We start from the raw sequence: 21709 nt of genomic DNA on the forward strand, positions 1-21709 counted from the left end.
ATGAAACATCGCTATTTACCAATGACTGAACAAGACAAGAACGCAATGCTTGAGGCAATTGGTGTTTCCTCCGTTGATGAGCTTTTCAACGACATTCCTGAAAAGGTTCGTTTTAAGGGTGATTACAACATAAAACCGGCCAAATCGGAAACAGCCCTCATGAAAGAACTTTTTCAAATGGCTGGAAAAAACGCTGATTTAAGAACCAATGTGTCATTTTTGGGTGCCGGAGTTTATGACCACTATATGCCGGTAATTGTCGATCACGTGATTTCAAGGTCCGAGTTCTATACAGCCTATACGCCTTATCAGCCTGAAATTTCCCAAGGCGAGCTGCAGGCCATTTTTGAATTCCAAACAATGATTTGTGAATTGACAGGAATGGATGTTGCCAATTCTTCGATGTATGATGGCGGAACAGCCCTAGCCGAGGCAGCGATGCTAAGTGCCGGGCATACAAAACGCAAAACGATCCTGGTTTCGGGTGCGGTTCACCCTGAATCACGCGAAGTGCTAAAAACCTATGCAAAGGGTCAATACCTTGAAGTGATTGAGGTTCCTGTAAAAGATGGTATTACAGATGTGGCGGCGTTAAAAGGATTGATTAATGATGATATCGCTGCTGTCGTAGTACAATATCCAAACTTCTTCGGCAGAATTGAGCCCTTAAAGGAACTGGAAGAAATTATTCATGAACATAAATCATTGTTTGTCGTATCGAGCAATCCGCTTTCACTCGGCATTTTAACCCCACCTGGTAAATTTGGTGCTGATATTGTTGTAGGTGATGCTCAGCCGTTTGGGATTCCGACTGCGTTTGGCGGTCCGCACTGCGGCTATTTTGCAGTAACAACTAAGCTAATGCGCAAGGTCCCGGGACGTCTTGTCGGCCAGACAACCGATGACCAAGGACGCCGTGGTTTCGTGTTAACCCTGCAGGCTCGTGAACAACATATTCGCCGTGATAAGGCTACGTCCAATATTTGCTCAAATCAGGCGTTGAATGCACTTGCTGCTTCTGTTGCGATGACAGCCCTTGGCAAAAAAGGTGTTCGGGAAATCGCAACTGCCAACCTGCAAAAAGCACATTATGCCAAATCAGCCTTAAAAGCTGCAGGCTTTGAGGTGGCGTATGACGGCTATTCCTTTAATGAATTTGTTGTGAAATTAAATAAACCGGTTAAAGAGATTAATCAACAGCTGTTGCAAAAAGGAATGATCGGCGGCTATGATTTGGGCCGTGACTACCCTGAACTTGCGAACCATATGCTATTGGCTGTTACCGAGCAAAGAACGAAGGAAGAGATTGATACTTTAGTGATAGAATTGGGGGATCTGCATGCATAATCAAGACCAGAAGCTGATTTTCGAAGTTAGTACACCAGGTCGCGTCGGATACAGCCTTCCGGAAATGGATATTCCGGAGCTGGATGTAAACGGGCTTCTTCCTGAGGGGTATTTACGTGAAGAAGAGCCATTGCTCCCAGAGGTTTCCGAGTTGGATATCATGCGCCACTATACGGCTCTCTCAAGAAGAAATCACGGAGTAGATTCAGGATTTTATCCTTTAGGCTCTTGTACGATGAAATACAATCCAAAAATCAATGAAAATGTTGCCCGGTATAACGGATTTGCCCATATCCACCCGCTCCAGGACGAAAGCTCCGTACAAGGTGCGCTCGAGCTGTTATACGATTTGCAGCAGCATCTGATTGAGATAACCGGTATGGATGAGGTTACACTTCAGCCGGCGGCAGGCGCCCATGGGGAATGGACTGGATTAATGATGATCCGTGCCTATCATGAAGCAAACGGCGACTTAAAGCGGACAAAGGTTATTGTCCCTGATTCTGCTCACGGGACAAACCCTGCCTCCGCAACAGTCGCGGGTCTTGAAACCATTACTGTAAAATCAAATGAAAATGGACTTGTTGACCTAGAGGATTTAAGAAGAGTGGTTGGGGACGATACGGCAGCCTTGATGCTGACCAATCCAAATACACTCGGTTTGTTTGAAGAGCATATTGTCGAGATTGCCGAAATTGTCCACGAGGCTGGCGGAAAGGTTTATTATGACGGTGCAAACCTAAACGCAGTCCTTTCTAAGGCTAGACCTGGGGATATGGGCTTTGATGTCGTGCACTTGAATCTTCATAAAACGTTTACCGGCCCGCATGGCGGTGGCGGCCCTGGTTCTGGCCCTGTCGGAGTGAAGGCTGACCTGATCCCGTTCTTACCAAGACCGATAATTACGAAACGCGGCGATGAATATGTGTTTGATTATGACCGCCCGCAGTCGATTGGCCGCGTGAAGCCGTATTACGGAAACTTCGGCATCAACGTCCGTGCGTATACGTATATTCGCTCCATGGGCCCTGACGGCTTGAAGGCTGTAACCGAATATGCAGTATTAAATGCCAACTACATGATGAGAAGGCTGGCTGAGTATTATGATTTGCCATTTGACCGTCACTGTAAGCATGAGTTTGTATTAAGCGGAAGACGCCAAAAGAAGTTAGGCGTGCGCACGCTCGATATCGCCAAGCGCCTGCTTGATTTCGGCTACCATCCGCCAACCATTTACTTCCCGTTAAACGTGGAAGAGTGTATCATGATTGAACCGACTGAAACGGAATCGAAAGAAACACTTGATAGTTTCATCGATATCATGATCCAAATTGCCAAGGAAGCGGAAGAAAATCCGGAAATCGTTCAAGAGGCTCCACACACAACTGTTGTCGGCCGTCTGGATGAAACAACCGCTGCCCGCAAACCGATTTTGCGCTATCAAAAAGCATAATAAATAAAAACAGGCTCCGGAAAAGATTTCCGGAGCCTGTTACAATTAATTATTTTTTTGTTTTAACTTTGCCTGTCCACTTTTTAAACCCGCCTTGAAGCTGGGTTAAATTCTTATAACCTTTGCGATACAGGAACTGTGCTGCTCGTGCTGAGCGCATTCCGCTTTGGCAATACAAATAAACCGGCAAATCGGGGCGAATTTCCTTCATTCGCATTCTGATTTGGGACATCGGGATGTTGCGGGCGCCTAAAATATGCCCAGCCTCAAACTCGTTTGGTTCACGAACATCTATAAGCTGTGCCTTGCGGTAGCCGGCACGGAACTCCTCTTCTGTAACTGTTTTTACAATTTTCTTTTGATAAAAGTAGGTACCAAGGGAGTAGATTAGCACCGCTCCAATAATGATTAACAATACATAAAGTGAATCCAACTTCTTTTTCTCCTTTCAAACTTCGTTGCACTAGTATTTATTATATAAGTCATTTACCTAAAGATAAAGCTGAACGCGTAAAAATCTTCTTAAAAAATTATGCCAAAATCATCTTATTTTGAAATACCCTTCTGTTTTGATAGACTTAACAAGGTATAAATTTTATTTAAAGAGGTTTTTGGGATGGAAAAGGAAACATGGCGTTTTATTGATTCGGGCAACAGCTCACCATCATTTAACATGGCGCTTGATGAAGCATTGCTTGATTGGCATAGCGAAGGGAAAATTCCGCCCGTAATCCGATTCTATGGCTGGAATCCGCCAACGTTATCGGTCGGCTATTTTCAAAAGGTAGAAAAAGAAATAAATATGGATGCAGTAAAGGCCCACGGACTGGGGTTTGTGAGGCGGCCGACTGGCGGCAGAGGTGTCCTCCATGAACATGAGCTAACTTATAGTGTAATCGTGTCGGAAGAACATCCCGAAATGCCGAAATCCGTTACTGAGGCCTATCGGGTGATTTCAGAAGGAATATTAAAAGGATTTCACCATTTGGGGCTTGAAGCTTACTTTGCAGTGCCTAAGACAGCTGAAGAGCGTGATGCGTTGAAAAATCCGCGCTCAGCCGTCTGTTTTGATGCCCCAAGCTGGTATGAGCTGGTCGTCGAAGGCCGGAAGGTGGCAGGCAGTGCGCAAACGCGGCAGAAGGGAGTCATTCTGCAGCATGGGTCGATTCTTTTGGACTTAGACGAAGATAAGCTATTTAGTTTATTTAAGTACTCAAACGAACGGGTCAAGGAACGGATGAAGAAGGCGTTTAAGGATAAAGCGGTGGCGATTAATGCCATCAGTCCGAGGAAAATTACCCTTGAGGAAGCAAAAGAGGCATTCTATAAAGGCTTTGCCGAGGGGCTAAATATTAACCTAGAGCCATATCAACTATCTGAGGACGAGCTTGCTTACGTTGAGAACCTTGCAAAACAGCGATATGAAAATGATGAATGGAACTTTAAACGGTAAATTAAGAAGCGGTTAGGCCGCTTCTTAATTTTGGGGATTTTTTGAATGCAAACCGCAAAATTTGTTAAAATTTCTCGTTTTTTATAGGAAATTGGCGTATTGCTTTTATTTTCTTTAAAATCTAGTTTTTTTTATGTTTGACAAAATGAATGTTTTTTGCGTGACATACAATATATAGTGGTGTCGAAAAAATATCGAACACTATATATTGATTTCTTATCCTCCTCTATGATACCTTTAGTATATCAAGTCACCTAGGACTAGCTTGCAACTAGATTCTTGCATAGAGATAGAGATTTATTTGAAGGAGTTGTTCTCATGTCTGTTGTTTTTAGACAAAAATTGAATATTGATTTTGAAAGGTTGAACGAGGATATCCGCCTATTTCCACAGGTACACCCGGTTACTCCAGATATGAAGATAACTCATAAGGGTGTTTCGCGATTGGTTATGCTGGATCGCTACACCTTTAAAGACACCGAAAAGATTACCCTCACAAACGGAGACTTTGTTGTTCTGACGATTAAGGAAGACCCAAAATTCCCGGCACGAGGCTTAGGATACATTCAAGAAATAGATTGGGAGAAAAAGAAAGCCAAGGTCTTGGTAGAAGAGGAATTTAGAGGTGTCCTCGATGGTGATGCAGCACAAACAGGCATTATTTGGAGCTCGCTGGATGTCATTGAAAAGCCCCTTGAACTGTTTTACGAGCAAATTGCCAAGCGGGTGGCTACCGGAATAGCAACTGTTGAGGAAACGGAAGAGAAGCGAATTGAGTGGACCGAGAAGTTTTATCAAGAATTGGTTAATCTCAACTTCGTTCCTGCCGGCCGTGTTCTTTACGGAGCAGGATCTGGCACCGAAGTGACCTACTTTAATTGTTATGTGATGCCATTTGTTCCGGACTCACGTGAAGGAATCTCTGACCACCGCAAACAGGTAATGGAAATCATGAGTCGCGGCGGCGGTGTCGGCACCAACGGTTCAACCTTAAGACCGCGAAACACCCTGGCGAGAGGCGTAAACGGCAAATCATCTGGTTCGGTATCGTGGTTGGATGATATTGCGAAGTTGACTCATCTTGTGGAGCAAGGTGGATCGCGCAGGGGTGCCCAGATGATCATGCAATCGGACTGGCATCCGGATATTATTGAATTTATTATCTCCAAGATGCAAAATCCAAGAATTTTAAGATTCTTAATTGAACATACAACCGATGAAACAATCAAAAAGCTTGCGAAGGAAAAGCTGAAATTTACACCTCTTACTGTAACGGAAGAGGCAATGTATCAGGGAATCGTTAATTATAAAAATATGCCTGGATACGGCGGCTTTAGTGAGGCGATAATCGCGGATGCTGAGGAAAAACTGGCGACAGGCGGTACGTATACCGTTCATAACCCGGAATTCTTAACAGGTGCAAATATCTCAGTTTGCTTAACGAAAGAATTTATGGAAGCTGTCGAAAACGATAGTGAATATGAACTGCGTTTCCCTTATGTTGAAAGCTACGACGAAGAGGAAATGAAAATCTACAATGAGCAGTGGCATCAAGTAGGTGACGTCCGTGAGTGGGAAAGAATGGGCCACAAAGTGCGCGTCTATAAAAAGATTAAGGCAAAAGAACTTTGGAACTTAATTAATATTTGTGCGACCTATTCTGCAGAACCGGGCATCTTCTTTATTGACAATGCCAATGACATGACAAATGCGAAAGCATATGGTCAACAGGTAGTAGCAACGAATCCGTGTGGAGAGCAACCACTCGCACCATATTCTGTATGTAACCTTGCTGCGGTTAACCTTGCAGAAATGGCCAATAAAGAAACAAAGACAGTTGACTTTGAAAAGTTGAAAAATACAGTAGCAGTGGGCGTCCGCATGCAGGATAATGTCATTAATGCTACACCATATTTCTTGGAAGAAAACAAGAAACAAGCATTGGGCGAACGCCGAGTCGGCCTAGGGGTTATGGGTCTACACGATCTGCTAATCTACTGTGAGACAGAATACGGTTCACCAGAGGGAAATGAACTGGTGGACAAAGTGTTCGAAACAATTGCAACCACTGCCTACAGAGAATCAATTGAATTGGCAAAAGAAAAGGGAAGTTTCCCATTCTTAACTGCTGATACAAAAGAGGAAACTGACCAACTACGCGAGGCTTTCATTAATACTGGATTTATGAAGAAAATGCCGGAAGATCTCCGCGAATCGATTTTGGAAAGTGGAATTAGAAATTCTCATTTGCTTACTGTTGCTCCCACGGGGTCCACTGGTACCATGGTTGGAGTTAGTACCGGATTAGAACCTTATTTCTCATTCTCATATTTCCGTAGCGGACGACTTGGTAAATTTATCGAGGTAAAAGCTGACATCGTTCAAGAGTATTTAGATCATAATCCTGAAGCGGATCCAAATAACCTGCCAAATTGGTTCGTCACTGCAATGGAGTTGGCTCCTGAGGCACACGCTGATGTCCAATGTGTCATCCAACGCTGGATTGACAGCTCCATCAGTAAAACGGTAAACGCACCGAAAGGCTACAGCGTAGAGCAGGTTGAAAAAGTTTACGAGCGCCTGTACCGTGGCGGTGCAAAAGGTGGTACTGTCTACGTTGACGGTTCACGCGATTCTCAGGTTTTAACATTAAAAGCTGAAGAAAACACAGGCGAACAGTTATCAATTTTTGATGACAAGGAAGAAAAGCAACACGTAGTTTTAGTTGAGACCATTACCGACCTTCGTTCTACGAATGTAACAATCGGATCTGAAGTTGGAAATACTTGTCCAGTATGCCGCAAAGGTAAAGTAGAAGAAATGGGCGGTTGCAATACTTGTACTAACTGTGGTGCTCAATTAAAGTGTGGATTATAAGAGTTAGATGAGGGTGGAGATTCTCCATCCTCTTTTATTAAAGACATTTTGGCCGATGTAACGTGCTTTTCGTCTAATAGAGACGTTGTAAAAGACACTTTGTTGGTTAAAGTGGTGGATTTTGTCTAATAGAGGCGTTCTAAAAGACACTTTCAACGTTGCCCCAACAAATTTTGTCTAATAGAACGGCTCTAATAGACACTTTCCCCATAATCTAGGTGATTTTGTCTAATAGACTTTATTAAACGTGCATTTTGGCAGGGATCACTGTATTGTAAAAAGCCAAGAGCATCGGTTTCCCGTTGTTATTCTTGGCTTTTTAACTTTGTTACCTTAATCAAAAACTATTCATCATACTTTCACCTTCAACATCCACAGCGTTAGTTCCGCCCATCATCCCGCCTTGGCCATGGCAAGCCTTGTACATTTCATTTAACTCATCATTTGAAAAATCGGGATGCATTTTTTGCATAAAAGGCAGCATCTCCTCGAAGCTCAACCCATTCCCATTTCCGCTGTTTCCTGCTGCAAAAACAGCTGTTCCCGCACCCAGTATTAAGGCTGCACTAAACAAACCAACTGCCAGCTTTTTCATATGTCATTACTCCTTTCTATAAGATCTGATCTCAGCATACCGCTATAATATGAAGACCATATGAAAATATTATTTTTGTAAAAGAACTATCATAGAATTTGTCTAAAATATGAAAAATCGATCATCTTCAAACCGTCTTCATTTCGTTATGCTACGCTTCAAACAAACATAACCCCCTAAACATGTGAACATTTCTCGAACTAATGAAAAACGGGAATTATCCTCTTTACATAGGATAGGGGGGTATAGTAGGATTAAAGTGTAACCAATATAAAACAAACCCAACACGAAAGGAAAGATTGGAATGGAAAAGGTAACATTAAACGTAAAAGGAATGTCTTGCGGCCATTGTGTGAAAGCGGTAGAGGGCAGTGTCGGCGTCCTTAATGGAGTTAGTGCCGTAAAAGTAAACCTGGATGCAGCTACAGTTGACGTGGAGTTTAACCCGCAGCAGGTCAGTCTCGGTCAAATCAAAGAAACCATTGATGACCAAGGCTACGATGTTGTGTAAATTCTGTTAAACTGCTGATTCCTTGGAAAAATAATATAACCTATCTATGAGGAGTTGGCTTGTATGAGTCAAGCTTTGAAAGAAACTAGTTTGCAAATTTCTGGCATGACCTGTGCCGCTTGTGCCGCCCGTATTGAAAAAGGGCTAAACAAATTGGCCGGTGTTGAGTCGGCGACTGTCAATCTGGCCTTGGAGAAATCGGCCATTAAATTTGACCCGGCCCAAATCAAAGTCGAAGATATTGAGAAAAAAATCAAGGACCTGGGCTATGATGTAGTAACTAAGAAAGCTGAGTTTGATATTACTGGGATGACTTGTGCGGCCTGTTCAGCCAGAATTGAAAAGGGGCTGAATAAACTCGACGGCGTGGTCAAGGCCAACGTCAACCTGGCATTGGAAAAAGCAACAGTTGAGTTTAACGGTTCTGCACTTTCACCTGGTGACATTATCAAAAAAGTGGAAAACCTTGGTTATGGGGCGCACCTTAAAGAAGAATTTAAGGATACGACAGATCATCGCCAAAAAGAAATTGAAAAACAAACGAAAAAGTTTATTTTTGCGGCAATTCTTTCGTTCCCGTTGTTATGGGCAATGGTCGGACACTTCTCATTTACTCAATTTATTTGGGTGCCGGATGCGTTCATGAATCCATGGGTCCAGTTGGCTCTGGCCACCCCGGTTCAGTTCATCATCGGTGGACAATTCTATATCGGGGCCTATAAAGCATTGAAAAACAAAAGCGCCAATATGGACGTTCTTGTTGCCCTTGGCACTTCGGCAGCTTATTTTTACAGTTTATATTTATCAGTGATGTCGCTTGGCAACAGTGCTCATATGGTCGAGCTATATTATGAGACAAGTGCCGTTTTGATTACATTGATTCTGTTAGGCAAACTGTTCGAAGCCAGAGCGAAAGGGCGTTCCTCGGAAGCGATTAAGAAACTCATGGGATTGCAGGCCAAGACGGCCACCGTTAATCGAAACGGAATAGAAATCGAAGTCCCGATTGAAGAAGTCATTGTTGGCGATATTCTTTATATTAAACCAGGTGAAAAAATCCCTGTGGACGGGATGATCATCGAGGGACAATCCGCCATTGATGAATCGATGCTGACAGGGGAAAGTGTCCCGGTTGATAAAAAGATCGGTGACGAAGTCATTGGTGCAACACTTAACAAGAATGGGTTCCTAAAAGTCGAAGCCACAAAGGTCGGCAGAGATACAGCATTGGCACAAATCATTAAAGTCGTTGAGGAAGCGCAAGGCTCAAAGGCGCCGATTCAGCGTCTGGCTGACCAAATCTCCGGAGTTTTTGTCCCGATCGTTGTCGGCATTGCTGTTCTTACCTTTATTGTGTGGTATGTGTGGGCTGAGCCTGGCAACTTCCCGGAAGCATTGGAAAAACTGATTGCCGTGCTTGTCATCGCCTGTCCTTGTGCTCTAGGGCTCGCAACGCCTACTTCAATTATGGCCGGTTCCGGCCGGTCGGCAGAATTCGGCATTCTGTTTAAAGGCGGCGAACATCTGGAAATGACCCACCGGATCTCTACGGTTGTGCTCGATAAGACCGGCACCGTTACAAATGGAACACCGGTATTAACGGATGTGCTGACAAGCGAAGCATTGACCGAGGAGGAATTCTTGACGTTAGTTGGTTCTGCTGAAAAGCAATCCGAGCATCCCTTGGCACAGGCAATTGTGCAAGGGATAAAGGAAAAGGGAATCTCTCTAAAGAATCCGACTGAATTCGAAGCGATTCCTGGATTCGGGATTAGAGCCATTATTGATAAACAGGAAGTCTTCATAGGGACTAGAAAATTAATGAATAAATACAATATTTCAATCGCGAATGCTCTTGGCAAAATGGATGAATTGGAGCGTGCAGGGAAAACCGCGATGCTGGCAGCCATTAATGGCGAGTATGCCGGAACTGTCGCTGTCGCCGATACTATAAAAGAAACATCAAGAACCGCGATAGACCGCCTTAAAAAAATGGGGCTTGATGTCATCATGATTACTGGTGATAATGGGCAAACGGCCAAAACAATTGCTGCCCAAGCAGGGATTGACCATGTCATTGCCGAAGTGCTGCCGGAGGGTAAGGCGGACGAAATCAAAAAGCTTCAAGCACAAGGCAACAAGATAGCGATGGTCGGGGATGGCATTAATGACGCCCCGGCGCTGGCGGTTGCCGATATCGGCATGGCAATCGGGACAGGGACCGATGTGGCGATGGAAGCGGCGGACATTACGTTAATCCGCGGCGATTTAAACAGCATTGCCGATGCCATCTATATGAGCAAGAAAACCATCACCAATATTAAACAAAACCTGTTTTGGGCTCTGGGCTACAATTCGTTAGGTATTCCTATTGCAGCCCTTGGATTCTTAGCTCCATGGGTGGCCGGTGCAGCAATGGCCTTTAGCTCGGTTTCCGTTGTCCTCAATGCACTTAGACTGCAAAAGGTAAAACTATAAAACATGTTTTGAAGGCTGACACATAATTGTCAGCCTTTTTTCGCTTTTACACTATCTTTAGCTAGTATACTAATTTTAAAATAACCTTTTTAAAGAACTGGGTGAGAGGTTTGAATCACATATTATTAATCGAAGATGAACAAAGTGTATCCGGTGTTATTACAGCATATTTGGAAAAGGAAGGCTATCAGGTTCATTGTGCCGGGACCGGTTTAAAGGGGGTCGAACTTTTTCAGCGGAATCCCATTTCCCTTGTAATCCTTGATTTAATGCTGCCCGACATCAGTGGCGAAGAAGTGTGCAAAATCCTCCGCAGTACGTCTGATGTTCATATTTTTATGCTGACTGCCAAAGGGGCGATTAATGACCGGATTGAAGGATTAAATATTGGGGCGGATGAGTACCTGATTAAGCCCTATAGTCCCAGGGAACTGACAGCGAGAGTAAACGCCCTTTTTCGCCGGATTAATGGTAAAGTTCGCTCATCCGGCGCTGTTTTTGATGATGGGAATTTATCCATTGATTGCGAAAAACGGTCAGTAAAAATACAAAACCAGGAAATTCCGTTCACGCCGAATGAGTTTGATATCCTCTGGACACTTGCAGCCAATAAAGGAAAAGTGTTATCAAGAGAGCAGCTAATCAATAAGCTTTACGGCGAGGACTTCGATGGGTTTGACCGTACGATCGATGTCCATATCAAAAATATTCGCAAGAAAATCGAGACTGATACCAAGAATCCAAAGTATGTTGTAACAGTGTTGAAAGCAGGTTATAAATTTGGCGGTGAGTGGTAGTGCAATCCATCTCCAGAAGATTGAGCCTATTATTTATTTCCTGTACTGTTGCGGCGATTTCCCTCGTTACATTGTTTGTTAATGTCACAGTGTCGAATAAGTTTAATCAATATATGGTCGATATCCAGAACAAACGTTATCAGCGAATCGTATCATTTTTTGAAGACGCCTATAAACGGGAAGGGGCTTGGACGAGCAACACAGGTATCGAACTGATGCATGAAGCGTATATGGGCAATTATTGCTTAACGCTTCGTGATCAAAACAAAAGGCTGGTGTGGGGGATGAACCCTAATGACATTAAAAGCCAGCTGAGCATGGGAATGATGCCGGTCCAAGAAAAAGGCGTCTATACAACCAAAACATTTAAACTGAAAGAGGATGGCAAACTCGTTGGTTATGTCGATATTGGCCAATATAATTCTGTACTGCTTACTGAAGAGGACCAAAATTTTAAAACATCAATCAATAAAAGTATTATTGCCAGCGGGGTTTTGACACTTGTTATTATCGGTGCCTTAAGCCTGTACTTTTCAAGACAGTTCTCCATTCCGATTCTTGAAGTAGCCAAGCTTTCTGTCGGGTTGTCTAAAGGAAATTTTGATATGAAATCAAATAGCAAAAGTAACATTAAGGAACTCGAGGACCTGCGCAATAGCGTCAACATCCTGGCAGGTAAATTAAATTACCAGGACAGGCTTCGAAAAAAACTGGTTTCAGACATCTCGCATGAAATACGGACGCCCTTAAATGTATTGCAAAACAATTTGGAGGCAATGATTGATGGGGTTTATCCGATTACATCAGAGAAATTGACATATTTAAATGAGGAAGTCATCCGGTTTGGAAAGTTGATCAATAGTTTAAATAATCTTAAGGAGTTTGAAGCAGAAAGCACGAAATTAAATTATGAACCGATTGTGCTGGATGAATTGATTTCAGATGTTTGCAAGGATTTTTATCTGGCTGCTGAAAAAAAGAAAATTAAAATTGATTATCATATTCATGGAGATAAGCATTATACTATTACCGGCGATCGGGATAAAATCAAACAGGTTTTTATTAATCTAATGTCAAATGCCCTTAAATTTTCATATCCAGAAGGCAGGGTAGAAATTATGCTTTTTGAAAACCAACAGCAGATTGTTGTCGAATTGATCGATAACGGGATTGGAATTAACCAAGATGATTTGCCTTTTATATTTGAGCGCCTTTATCGCGGGGATAAAAGCAGAAAGGAAATTGAGGGCACGGGTATTGGTCTAACCATTGTCAAAAATATACTGCAGCTCCACAATGCCAGTATCGCAGTGGAAAGCAAGGATGCAAAAGGGACAAAATTTACAGTTTATTTTTCAAAGATTGATTAATGTGAAAAAAAGCCTTATAACCGAGTTCAGTCGGTTATAAGGCTTTTTAAAATTATTACGCTCTGGATACGTATGAACCTTCGGCGGTATTAATAATAAGTTTATCCCCTTGGTTAATGAAGAATGGGACTTGAACGACAAGACCTGTCTCAAGAGTGGCTGGCTTGGAACCGCCGGATGCAGTATCCCCTTTTATTCCTGGTTCAGTTTCTGTCACTTCAAGTACAACTGTTGTTGGCAATTCAACACCAAGAGTTTCATGGCCAAACATCATAATATGGACTTCCATATTCTCTTTCAAGAATTTTAGTTCATATTCAATGCTGCTTGCCGGTAGCTCAACCTGCTCGTAGGAATCCATATCCATAAAGACGTGTTGGTCGCCACTTGCATAAAGATATTGCATTTTCCGGTTATCAATTTGCGCTTTTTCTACTTTTTCACCGGCACGGAATGTTTTTTCCTGAATCGCGCCATTACGAAGGTTGCGCAGTTTGGAACGGACAAATGCCGCACCTTTACCCGGTTTTACGTGTTGGAAATCCATGACGCGCCAAATGCCGCCGTCGACTTCGATTGTTAACCCTGTACGAAAATCATTAACAGAAATCATGTAACATATCCTCCTAAGTTCTTTACAAAATAATGAGTTCCTTTGTTGAATGAGTCAGTGTTTCGTTATGGTCATTCGTAATCAGCAGATCATCCTCAATTCGAACGCCACCAAGGCCCGGTATATAAATTCCTGGTTCACAAGTAACAACCATTCCTGGCTCCAACACCATATCAGATTTAAATGAAAGCGCTGGGCCCTCATGAACCTCTAACCCAATTCCATGCCCGGTTGAATGTCCGAAGAATTCACCGTATCCTTTTTCAGTTATATAGTCTCTTGTTAGGGCATCGGCTTGCTTTCCTGTAAGGCTAGGTTTGATTCCGGCCACGCCGCGAAGCTGTGCTTCAAGGACAATTTCATAAATGTCCTTCAGTTTTGTATCAGGAGTACCGACGGCAACCGTTCTCGTGATATCGGAAACATATCCTTTATAATAAGCGCCATAATCTAGTGTAACGAAATCTCCTGCCTCAATGACCTTATCGCTTGCAACTCCATGAGGGAGGGCAGAGCGGTATCCGGAAGCAACGATCGTATCAAAGGATGAGGAAACAGCACCCGCTTTTCTCATAAAGAATTCCAGCTCATTGGAAACTTCAAGTTCTGTTTTTCCTGGGCGAATAAAATCCAAGATGTGCTTAAACGCAGCATCGGCAATATCCGCCGCTTCCTTTAATATCTTAATCTCTGCTTCAGTCTTTATCAAGCGTAACTTTTCAATTACTCCAGAAATCGGAATAAGTTCAGCTTCTGTTTCGTTATCATATACTGTAAAAGAAGAGTATGTGAGATGGTCCTCTTCAAATCCCAGCTTTTGAATGCCCAGCTGTTTCGATAGTTCTGCTACTTCTTTCGGAATAGAATCGTTAAATTTAATGATTTCAAATCCTTCACACTGCTTTTTTGCTTGTTCAATATAACGGAAATCTGTAATAAACATTGCTTTTTCAGCGCTGATTAAAACAACTCCTGAACTGCCGGTAAAGTTTGATATATATCGGCGGTTAAATGGACTGGTGATTAGCATTCCATCAATTCCATTATCAGTAAAACTATTACGCAACTTTTCCAACTTCGTCATCGTTTCAACTCTCCTTTTCTCCTCCATGCCTAGACAGAAATATTTTATCACAACCTTCTGCAGCCTACTAATAACAACTTAGGTCGCGGCCTCTTTTTCTTCCATTTTTTTATTTTGATATTCGTAGCTGATCGAGTAGCCAATGAAGATTCCATAGATGCTAAAGAGACAAACGGAGCTAATGATGGTATTCCGGCTTAAATCAGCTATTGGTTTTATCCCCGGAAAAAGTGGATTGATTAAAAAGAACACGATCAAGAATAAAAGGATTCCATATCCAAGACCGAACCACCAGCTACTATACTTTTTTAATAATGCATAATATAGAAACGCAACGGCAATCGACAGAATTCCGAGTATGAGTATCGAAACGAGTGTTCCTTGCCAGCCAAATTTCCATTTTCCAAGCAGCCATGGTTCAAGAAGAACGTTTGGCCGAATTTCAGTAAAATGAAAATAGTACGCCATAAAACCAATTGTACTCCAAAACAGGCCTCCAAATAGTCCTGTCCAAAAGACCATTATCGGCATGGGCATTGGTTTTGGATAGTTTCCTAATTCATGCTCTTTTGTCATATTGATGACCTCCTGCTGAATTTTTTTCTGTATGATTCCTGTTGGTGCTGTTGAATAAATGCCACTCATAGTATGCCCATGTGTTACCATTGCCTTGCATGTTAAAAATTTTCCTAAAATAAATGGAAATCTTAAGCCATCTCCTAGAGGTTTTTTCATTTTTCTAGTAGAATACAGATAAGTACATATACAGATGAAATAATTTCTGCATAGTGCAACTTTCTTATAGGTTGGTGTTAAACTACATGTCCAATTCTCAAAAGCCTGTATATGGCGGTCAAGCGGTTGTGGAAGGTGTAATGTTTGGCGGTAAGCATCATTATGTTACTGCGATTCGTAGAAAAGACCATTCTGTCGAATATTTCCATTTGCCGCGAAAAAGCAAGCCCTCGTTAACTATGTTGAAAAAAATCCCGTTTATTCGTGGAATCATCGCCATCATCGAAGCCAGTGCAAACGGATCCAAGCATCTAAACTTCTCCACTGAACGATTTGACCTCGACCCTAAAGAGGATGATACGCTTAAGAAGCAAGAGGTTTCTAAATTGACCATGTACCTTGGAGTCGCCGTAATTGGGGTCATTTCATTTCTGTTCGGGAAATTCGCTTTTACGTTAATTCCTGTTTTTCTGGCGGAATTAACAAAACCGATTTTTCCGTCAGACTTTGCGCAGGTAATGGTAGAAAGTACCTTCAAGTTAATCCTGCTGCTTTCCTATATTTATTTTGTGTCATTGACACCTCTAATAAAAAGGGTGTTTCAATATCATGGCGCTGAGCATAAAGTAATTAATACCTATGAATCAGGTGCGGAGTTGACCGTTGCAAATGTGCAAGCCCATTCCCGGCTCCACTATCGATGCGGCAGCAGTTTCATTCTGTTTACTGTTATTGTAGGAATGTTTATCTATTTGCTTGTGCCGACAAGCCCGCTATGGTTACGAATCGTCGATCGGCTTTTGTTAATCCCGGTTGTGCTTGGAATTGCTTTTGAAATTCTGCAATTTACGAACAAATTAAGGGATATACCCGTACTAAAATATTTGGGTATTCCAGGGCTTTGGCTTCAGTTGTTAACGACCAAGGAACCAAATGATGAACAGGTGGAGGTGGCGATTCTTTCCTTTAAAGAATTGCTTAGAAGAGAAGAGGAAACGTCTAGAATCATCCAAACAGAAGAAATTGTCTAAATCTTCCCTTTTAAGTGTTTAAAAGAATAAAAAAATGCTTATGATGCTCTTAGGGAGGTGGCTTTCTTGAAATATCGAACATCCACAATTGTTGTTGCGGGACTGATTATTCTCGCGTTATTAGGCATTTTTACTAAATTTACAACCAATCCTGCTCAGTTTATACAGAATATCTTTGTCTTCGCCGTAATTGGCTTGATTATTTTTTTTGTTGTTCGGAAATTTTCAAATTCGAGCCCTCAAAAAAGAGAGCAGCGGGCATTTCTCAAAGCAGCCAAAAGGTCAAAGAAACGATTGCAGCATAAGGGTGGAGAAACGAATATAAAAGGTTCCGCTCTTGGTACATTGTCTACATTGAAGAAAACCAAAGCCAAAAAGAAGCCTCCTGCTCACCTGACGGTTATCGATGGGAAAAAAGGGAAAAAGAAAAATCGAGCGTCTTTCTAGCCGCTCGATTTTTTACGTTTTTGCTTAATATCCCCAGCGGTCCAAAAACTTCTTGGCTTGGTTTCTGCCGAGCTCCAATAATGCCTTCTTCTTTTCCTCCGTCAAATGGAACTCAATCGGCATTATCCCTTCTGCAGGGATAAAAATAATGTTTTGTGCATGTTTTTTCGAAATATATCTTGAATCATGGGCGTCCTTCATTGTTTCGAATAGGGCACCAAAAAGTTCTATGCCATTATCGATTTTATGTTTTTCATGCTCATACTCGCTGGAACTTAGCTTAATTCCAAGGACAGGCCTAAGCTTTTTAACGTTTTCCTGGTCAAACAGCCACATCGGGAAGTTGCTTAGTACCCCTCCATCAACCAAAATATTGGTACCATCATGCGAGCGCATCTTCACAGGTTCAAAAAAATAAGGGATGCTGCAACTGATTCGGATGGCCTTTGCAATCGAGAATGTTCCTGGCGTTATGCCGTATTTCACCAAATCATCAGGAAAAACCATCATTTGCCCATTAGAGAGGTCCGACCCAATTACACGTAAGGTGTTGGCCGGTAAATCGGAAAAGGTCCGCAGTCCCTTAACTGCCAATTTACCTCTTAGCCATTTTTCAAGTTCATTCCCCTTATAAAGGCCCAATCGCCAATACAACAGCAACCATTTTGCAAATTTAAAGGGAATGAAGGTCTTTCTTGAATCTAGCAGAGCTTTTAAGTCCACCTCATCCATCATTTGATAAATTTCTTTGCTGGTATATCTGGCGGCGATTAGTGCTGCAATGATGGAACCGGCACTCGTTCCTGCTAACCTGACAAACCGAAATCCTCTTTTTTCTATTTCCTCTAAAGCGCCTATGAGAGCAAACCCTTTGATGCCGCCACCCGAAAATACTCCATCTATATTCATATGCAGCCACTCCCAAAGATGTACTTATTGATACATCTTTAAGCGGAAACACACGGAAATAGTACGGGTGACAAGCAGAATTTTTTTCATCGAATAGTTAGGACACAGGAGTCTTAATAGTAAAAAACTCATTCATTTAATTGCAAAATTATGTCCACAAAATGTTCACTTCCTCACAATATTCCTTCATACCGTCAACATATGAAATCCTTATACTTTACTCATCAGACAGGAACTAAAAGAGTAAAGGGAGGGTTCACTATGAGCATGAGACAGACAAAACTTAAGGTTTTTGATATGACCTGCACCTCCTGCGAAAAACGAATCGAACGGACAGTCAAAAAACTGGATGGGGTCCGTGATGTAAAGGCTGATTTCAGCGGACAATTTGCGGAAATCGAGTATGACGATGAAATATGCAACCTGGGAGAAATTAAAGAGGCCATCAATCGGATTGGCTACAGCACAGAAAACTCGCGTGGCTATAAGTTGATTGGGATTTTAATTATTGCCGCGGCCATCGTACTGCTAGGTCTTAATACTGGCAGCTTCAATATGGATGAAAAACTGGCCAATGCGTCGTATGTCGTGTTATTTGTAGTCGGACTAGTCACCTCGCTCCATTGCGTGGGAATGTGCGGAGGCATTATGCTGTCTCAGACAATCGGAAAAGAAAGTGGCAGTAAATACTCTGCAATCAAGCCGGCATTGCTTTATAACCTTGGACGTGTTACCGCTTATACAATCCTTGGCGGAATGATCGGAGCAATTGGCTCGGTTATAGCCCTTTCGCTTACGGCCAAGGCCGGTCTCCAACTATTTGCCGGTGTTTTCATGATTATAATGGGCTTTAATATGGCGGGATTTCGGGTCTTCAGAAAAATTCAGATTAAATTGCCTGCTGTCGCATGCCGGGCCATGACGAAGCCAAGAACGCCACTTATAATCGGGCTGTTGAACGGGTTCATGCCTTGCGGACCGCTTCAGACAATGCAGATCTATGCATTGGGAACAGGCAGTGCGCTTGGCGGTGCAATATCGATGTTTATGTTTTCGCTTGGAACTGTACCGCTCATGCTGACATTTGGGGCGCTATCAGGACTATTGAGTAAAGGGTACACAAAGAAAATCCTTAAATTCAGTGGCATCCTGATCATTGTTCTTGGATTAATTATGAGCAACAGAGGTCTGGCACTTGCTGGGGTTAATACAAGTCCGTTTCTCTTAATGGCAAATGTGGGCAATGGAGGAACAACTGGCTCTTTCGGGACCGGTGGGGCCATTAAAGCCACTTTAAAGGATGGGGTACAGGTGCTGAGTATGGTAGCCAATGTCAGTGGCTATAATCCCAACACTTTATACGTAAAAAAAGGTGTCCCGGTTAAGTGGGTCGTTAATGTTGAGCAACTAACGGGCTGCAATAATACGATCGTTATTACAGATTTAAAGGTACAGCAAAAGCTTCAAGACGGTCAGAACATCATCGAGTTCACTCCGGGAAATGAAGATATGCCGTTTAGCTGCTGGATGGGAATGAAGCGGGGCATGATTAAAGTCGTCGATGACCTTGGCAACGTTTCTGCCGCTGAGAGCAATGCAACGGGAGTAGATTCATCTACAAAAGCAACTGCGGGGACTTCTGAGCCTGTTGGGCCAAGTATATATGGCGATGATATCAGCAAAGTGCCTACAGATCGGTTGGTGAGAAAAGCAGAGGTAGTTAACAATGGCCAATTTTTGACAGTAAAAGGAATTGGGTATGAGCTGGAACCGTTAATCATGGTGGTCAATAAAGGGATGAGCACGAAGATAACCTTTGATCTCACCGAGTTTAATCGGAAAGATGAATCTTTCTTAATTATGAATGCCAATACAAAGGAAATTGTAAGTGAATTCATCGGAAAGGAGGGGATGGCCGAAATTGAATTTACGATAAAAAAACCAGGCATTTACGGAATTTATCTAAATGAAGAGGAATTGCTTGGCGTCATTGAGGCAGTTGATGATGCCAATGTAGTCGACCTGGAACAGATCAGAAGTAAGTTCCTAAACTAGAAGTTACAATTCGGGGAGATGAAAAGAATGAATATGACACATTATATGGGTTTGCTGGCGGAAAACCAGCCGTGGAATCTAATTATTTTTATGGCCATCCCTGTTATTTGCGCGGAAACCCTTGCTATTACGGAACTTGCGATTCTGTTTACACGGAAAATGGACGGCACCTTAAGACAAGTTAATAAGATTACAAGTATTTTTGCTGGAATTTATTTTACTGGTATTTTTATTTATTTAATGATTAATGCTTTTGTTCCATTGACCGTCAATGGCGACTGGAAGGGCTGGATAGACGTTGTTGCTGTTACGTTCTATCTGCTTGGGGTCGTTCCGTTATTGGGAATGGCGCTGTTAGAGCTTGGGGTCCTATACCGAAACAAAACCACACTGGAAAAACTGAAAATCCATGCATTCTTTGTCGGCATGTTTCTGATTGTGGCCCATGTAGCAATGATATTTGGGATGCTTGATCCATCTATCGGTACAGGAGCAGGTTCTGGCCATATGAATATGTAAAAAATATTGCGGAAAACCCTATAGGTATTCCGACCAATTCATTTACAAGTATTGATAGTATAGAAATCTTAAAAACTTCACCAAATAGTAATAATTAGCACCCGTTACGATTCAATCTATTTGTTAAAATGAATTTGTAATATAGGAGAAAGGGGTGACAACTATTGAAACGAATTACTTCTCTTTTCGTTCTTTGCATTGCAATTGTTCTAATCGCAGCTGGCTGTGGTTCTAAAATTGAAGATCAAAAATGGACGCTTGATAAAAAGCATGCGCCGTTTCCTGATTATGTGTTAAATTCTTCCGATAAAATTCAAGAAACTTATGTAATGGCGGCAACTTACCCAGAGGTAGTGGCACAAGTCCCATGTTATTGCGGCTGTTTTGCCCAGGATGGCCATGAAAGTAATCTAGACTGCTATATTGACCAGTTCGGGGATGACAAGGCTGTCAAGGAATGGGATTCCATGAGTATATCGTGAGATGTTTGTATTGATATCGCCCGGGAGGCGGTAGAACTGCATCTTAACGGTAAAAGCCCTAAAAAGATTTATGATTTGATTACCACGAAATATGGAAATTACGGGGAGCCAACTCCAACGCCTGAACCTAAGGAGTAGCCCATGAAGAAAATATTAATTGGCAGTTATATGCTAATCATTATTGGAATCATTTTTGTAATCGGAAATACCCGGATCTTTGGAAGCGGCAATGCCGAAGCTATTGCTTCGGGAGAAAAGATATATGAGAAAAATTGCCTAATTTGCCATGGTGAAACCGGGAAAGGTGAAGCTGCCAATGCTGGCACTGCAATAAATAATCAAAATTTTTTAAACTCCGTTTCTGATAAAGACATATATAATTATGTGAAGTATGGACGGGAAGGCACTGCAATGCCGGCTTATGTCCAAAGGTTATCAGAAAAAGAGATCAATAATTTGGTTGTCTTTATCAGGGATTGGCAGACAGAAAAAATCAAGTTTGATGTTCCGAAAACGATTTCCGGTAACCCGGAGAATGGAAAAAAACTTTATGGTTTGTATTGCCTTAACTGTCATGGCGAGTCTGGCGCGGGCAAAGTAAAAATGGGAACGGTCCTTGCCCATCCGGAGTATTTAAAATATACAACGGACAAGCAGATTTGGATTACCACCGCTTATGGCCGTGAAGAAACCCGAATGGGTCCTTCATTAAAAGGGCTCGACGGGGCTCGACAGCTTACAGAGGAACAAATATCCGACATTATCAGTTATATACGTTCGATCAAGTATAGTAACGAAAAGCCCGATGATTATTTAAAACCTTGATTCCATCTACTGGAGTCAAGGTTTTTTATTTCTGAGTATAACGATCTCTGACCTGACACTTCCCTAAATATGAACAATTTGTGATGTTTTTATGTCAAAAACGTAACGATTTTTATCGTTTAACAAAA

General features: G+C 42.2%; 20 protein-coding genes. 14 read left to right on the forward strand and 6 right to left on the reverse strand.

The features are described from left to right. Together gcvPA and gcvPB are read left to right on the forward strand one after the other, a co-directional pair. Complete coding sequence (gene gcvPA / locus AR334_RS14530) at nt 1–1347, forward strand: aminomethyl-transferring glycine dehydrogenase subunit GcvPA (protein ID WP_066312295.1); 1347 nt, start codon at nt 1–3, stop codon at nt 1345–1347. After that, nucleotides 1340–2800, forward strand: coding sequence for an aminomethyl-transferring glycine dehydrogenase subunit GcvPB (gene gcvPB / locus AR334_RS14535; RefSeq protein ID WP_066312303.1), 1461 nt, complete (start codon nt 1340–1342; stop codon nt 2798–2800). Before gcvPA ends, gcvPB begins: the two co-directional genes overlap by 8 nt. A 49-nt stretch (nt 2801–2849) precedes the next feature. Here the strand turns inward: gcvPB and AR334_RS14540 are convergent, their stop codons facing one another. After that, entirely contained in the window at nt 2850–3233 is a 384-nt protein-coding gene (locus AR334_RS14540) for a rhodanese-like domain-containing protein (RefSeq protein WP_066312309.1), read from the reverse strand. A gap of 183 nt (nt 3234–3416) precedes the next feature. Between AR334_RS14540 and AR334_RS14545 the strand changes: the two genes are divergently transcribed. Continuing rightward, the gene (locus tag AR334_RS14545; RefSeq protein WP_066312315.1) at nt 3417–4253 is read left to right on the forward strand and encodes a biotin/lipoate A/B protein ligase family protein; all 837 of its coding nucleotides are present in this window, start codon (nt 3417–3419) and stop codon (nt 4251–4253) included. 318 nt (nt 4254–4571) lie between these two features. After that, a complete protein-coding gene (locus AR334_RS14550; RefSeq protein WP_066312316.1) occupies nt 4572–7130 on the forward strand; it encodes a vitamin B12-dependent ribonucleotide reductase in 2559 nt (852 codons plus the stop codon). 337 nt (nt 7131–7467) lie between these two features. Here AR334_RS14550 and AR334_RS14555 read toward each other — a convergent pair whose 3' ends face one another. Further along, nucleotides 7468–7725, reverse strand: coding sequence for a hypothetical protein (locus AR334_RS14555; protein WP_066312322.1), 258 nt, complete (start codon nt 7723–7725; stop codon nt 7468–7470). A 304-nt stretch (nt 7726–8029) separates the two neighbouring features. Here AR334_RS14555 and copZ point away from each other — a divergent pair, with 304 nt between their 5' ends. The 4 genes from copZ (at nt 8030) to AR334_RS14575 (ending at nt 12881) form a co-directional block, all read left to right on the forward strand. Further along, nucleotides 8030–8236: a copper chaperone CopZ gene (gene copZ / locus AR334_RS14560; protein ID WP_066312328.1), complete on the forward strand. Its 207-nt coding sequence runs from the start codon at nt 8030–8032 to the stop codon at nt 8234–8236. Nucleotides 8237–8299: 63 nt separating this feature from the next. Continuing rightward, on the forward strand, nt 8300–10714 hold the full coding sequence (locus tag AR334_RS14565; RefSeq protein ID WP_066312335.1) for a heavy metal translocating P-type ATPase: 2415 nt from the start codon (nt 8300–8302) through the stop codon (nt 10712–10714). 110 nt (nt 10715–10824) lie between these two features. After that, nucleotides 10825–11511: a response regulator transcription factor gene (locus AR334_RS14570; protein ID WP_066312337.1), complete on the forward strand. Its 687-nt coding sequence runs from the start codon at nt 10825–10827 to the stop codon at nt 11509–11511. Continuing rightward, nucleotides 11511–12881, forward strand: coding sequence for an ATP-binding protein (locus AR334_RS14575; protein ID WP_066312339.1), 1371 nt, complete (start codon nt 11511–11513; stop codon nt 12879–12881). The genes AR334_RS14570 and AR334_RS14575 overlap by 1 nt, the downstream gene beginning before the upstream one ends. A 55-nt stretch (nt 12882–12936) precedes the next feature. Here the strand turns inward: AR334_RS14575 and efp are convergent, their stop codons facing one another. The 3 genes from efp to AR334_RS14590 form a co-directional block, all read right to left on the reverse strand. After that, nucleotides 12937–13494, reverse strand: coding sequence for an elongation factor P (gene efp / locus AR334_RS14580; RefSeq protein ID WP_066312342.1), 558 nt, complete (start codon nt 13492–13494; stop codon nt 12937–12939). Nucleotides 13495–13516: 22 nt separating this feature from the next. Next, nucleotides 13517–14578 (reverse strand): Xaa-Pro peptidase family protein, encoded by a 1062-nt coding sequence (locus tag AR334_RS14585; RefSeq protein ID WP_066312346.1) that lies wholly within the window; start codon nt 14576–14578, stop codon nt 13517–13519. 78 nt (nt 14579–14656) lie between these two features. Beyond that, nucleotides 14657–15154, reverse strand: a complete 498-nt coding sequence (locus AR334_RS14590; protein WP_066312350.1) for a YqhR family membrane protein — start codon at nt 15152–15154, stop codon at nt 14657–14659. A 245-nt stretch (nt 15155–15399) separates the two neighbouring features. Here AR334_RS14590 and AR334_RS14595 point away from each other — a divergent pair, with 245 nt between their 5' ends. Next, entirely contained in the window at nt 15400–16344 is a 945-nt protein-coding gene (locus tag AR334_RS14595; RefSeq protein WP_066312353.1) for a DUF1385 domain-containing protein, read from the forward strand. A 57-nt stretch (nt 16345–16401) separates the two neighbouring features. Then, a complete protein-coding gene (locus AR334_RS14600; RefSeq protein ID WP_367576361.1) occupies nt 16402–16791 on the forward strand; it encodes an SA1362 family protein in 390 nt (129 codons plus the stop codon). Nucleotides 16792–16815: 24 nt separating this feature from the next. Here the strand turns inward: AR334_RS14600 and AR334_RS14605 are convergent, their stop codons facing one another. Continuing rightward, nucleotides 16816–17700, reverse strand: coding sequence for a patatin-like phospholipase family protein (locus AR334_RS14605; RefSeq protein WP_066312357.1), 885 nt, complete (start codon nt 17698–17700; stop codon nt 16816–16818). Between the two features lie 261 nt (nt 17701–17961). On the opposite strand from AR334_RS14605, the gene AR334_RS14610 reads away from it, so the two are divergent. From AR334_RS14610 to AR334_RS14625, 4 genes are all read left to right on the forward strand, one after another. Continuing rightward, on the forward strand, nt 17962–19755 hold the full coding sequence (locus AR334_RS14610) for a sulfite exporter TauE/SafE family protein (RefSeq protein WP_066312359.1): 1794 nt from the start codon (nt 17962–17964) through the stop codon (nt 19753–19755). A 27-nt stretch (nt 19756–19782) separates the two neighbouring features. Continuing rightward, nucleotides 19783–20274, forward strand: coding sequence for a DUF6803 family protein (locus AR334_RS14615; RefSeq protein WP_066312362.1), 492 nt, complete (start codon nt 19783–19785; stop codon nt 20272–20274). A gap of 164 nt (nt 20275–20438) precedes the next feature. After that, nucleotides 20439–20894, forward strand: coding sequence for a PCYCGC motif-containing (lipo)protein (locus AR334_RS30650; protein ID WP_285858368.1), 456 nt, complete (start codon nt 20439–20441; stop codon nt 20892–20894). A gap of 3 nt (nt 20895–20897) precedes the next feature. Further along, entirely contained in the window at nt 20898–21581 is a 684-nt protein-coding gene (locus AR334_RS14625) for a c-type cytochrome (protein ID WP_066312368.1), read from the forward strand. The last annotated feature ends 128 nt before the right edge of the window (nt 21582–21709 follow it).

This window comes from Bacillus sp. FJAT-29814, assembly GCF_001510715.1.
In the GTDB taxonomy this organism is placed as follows: Bacteria; Bacillota; Bacilli; order Bacillales; family Cytobacillaceae; genus Neobacillus.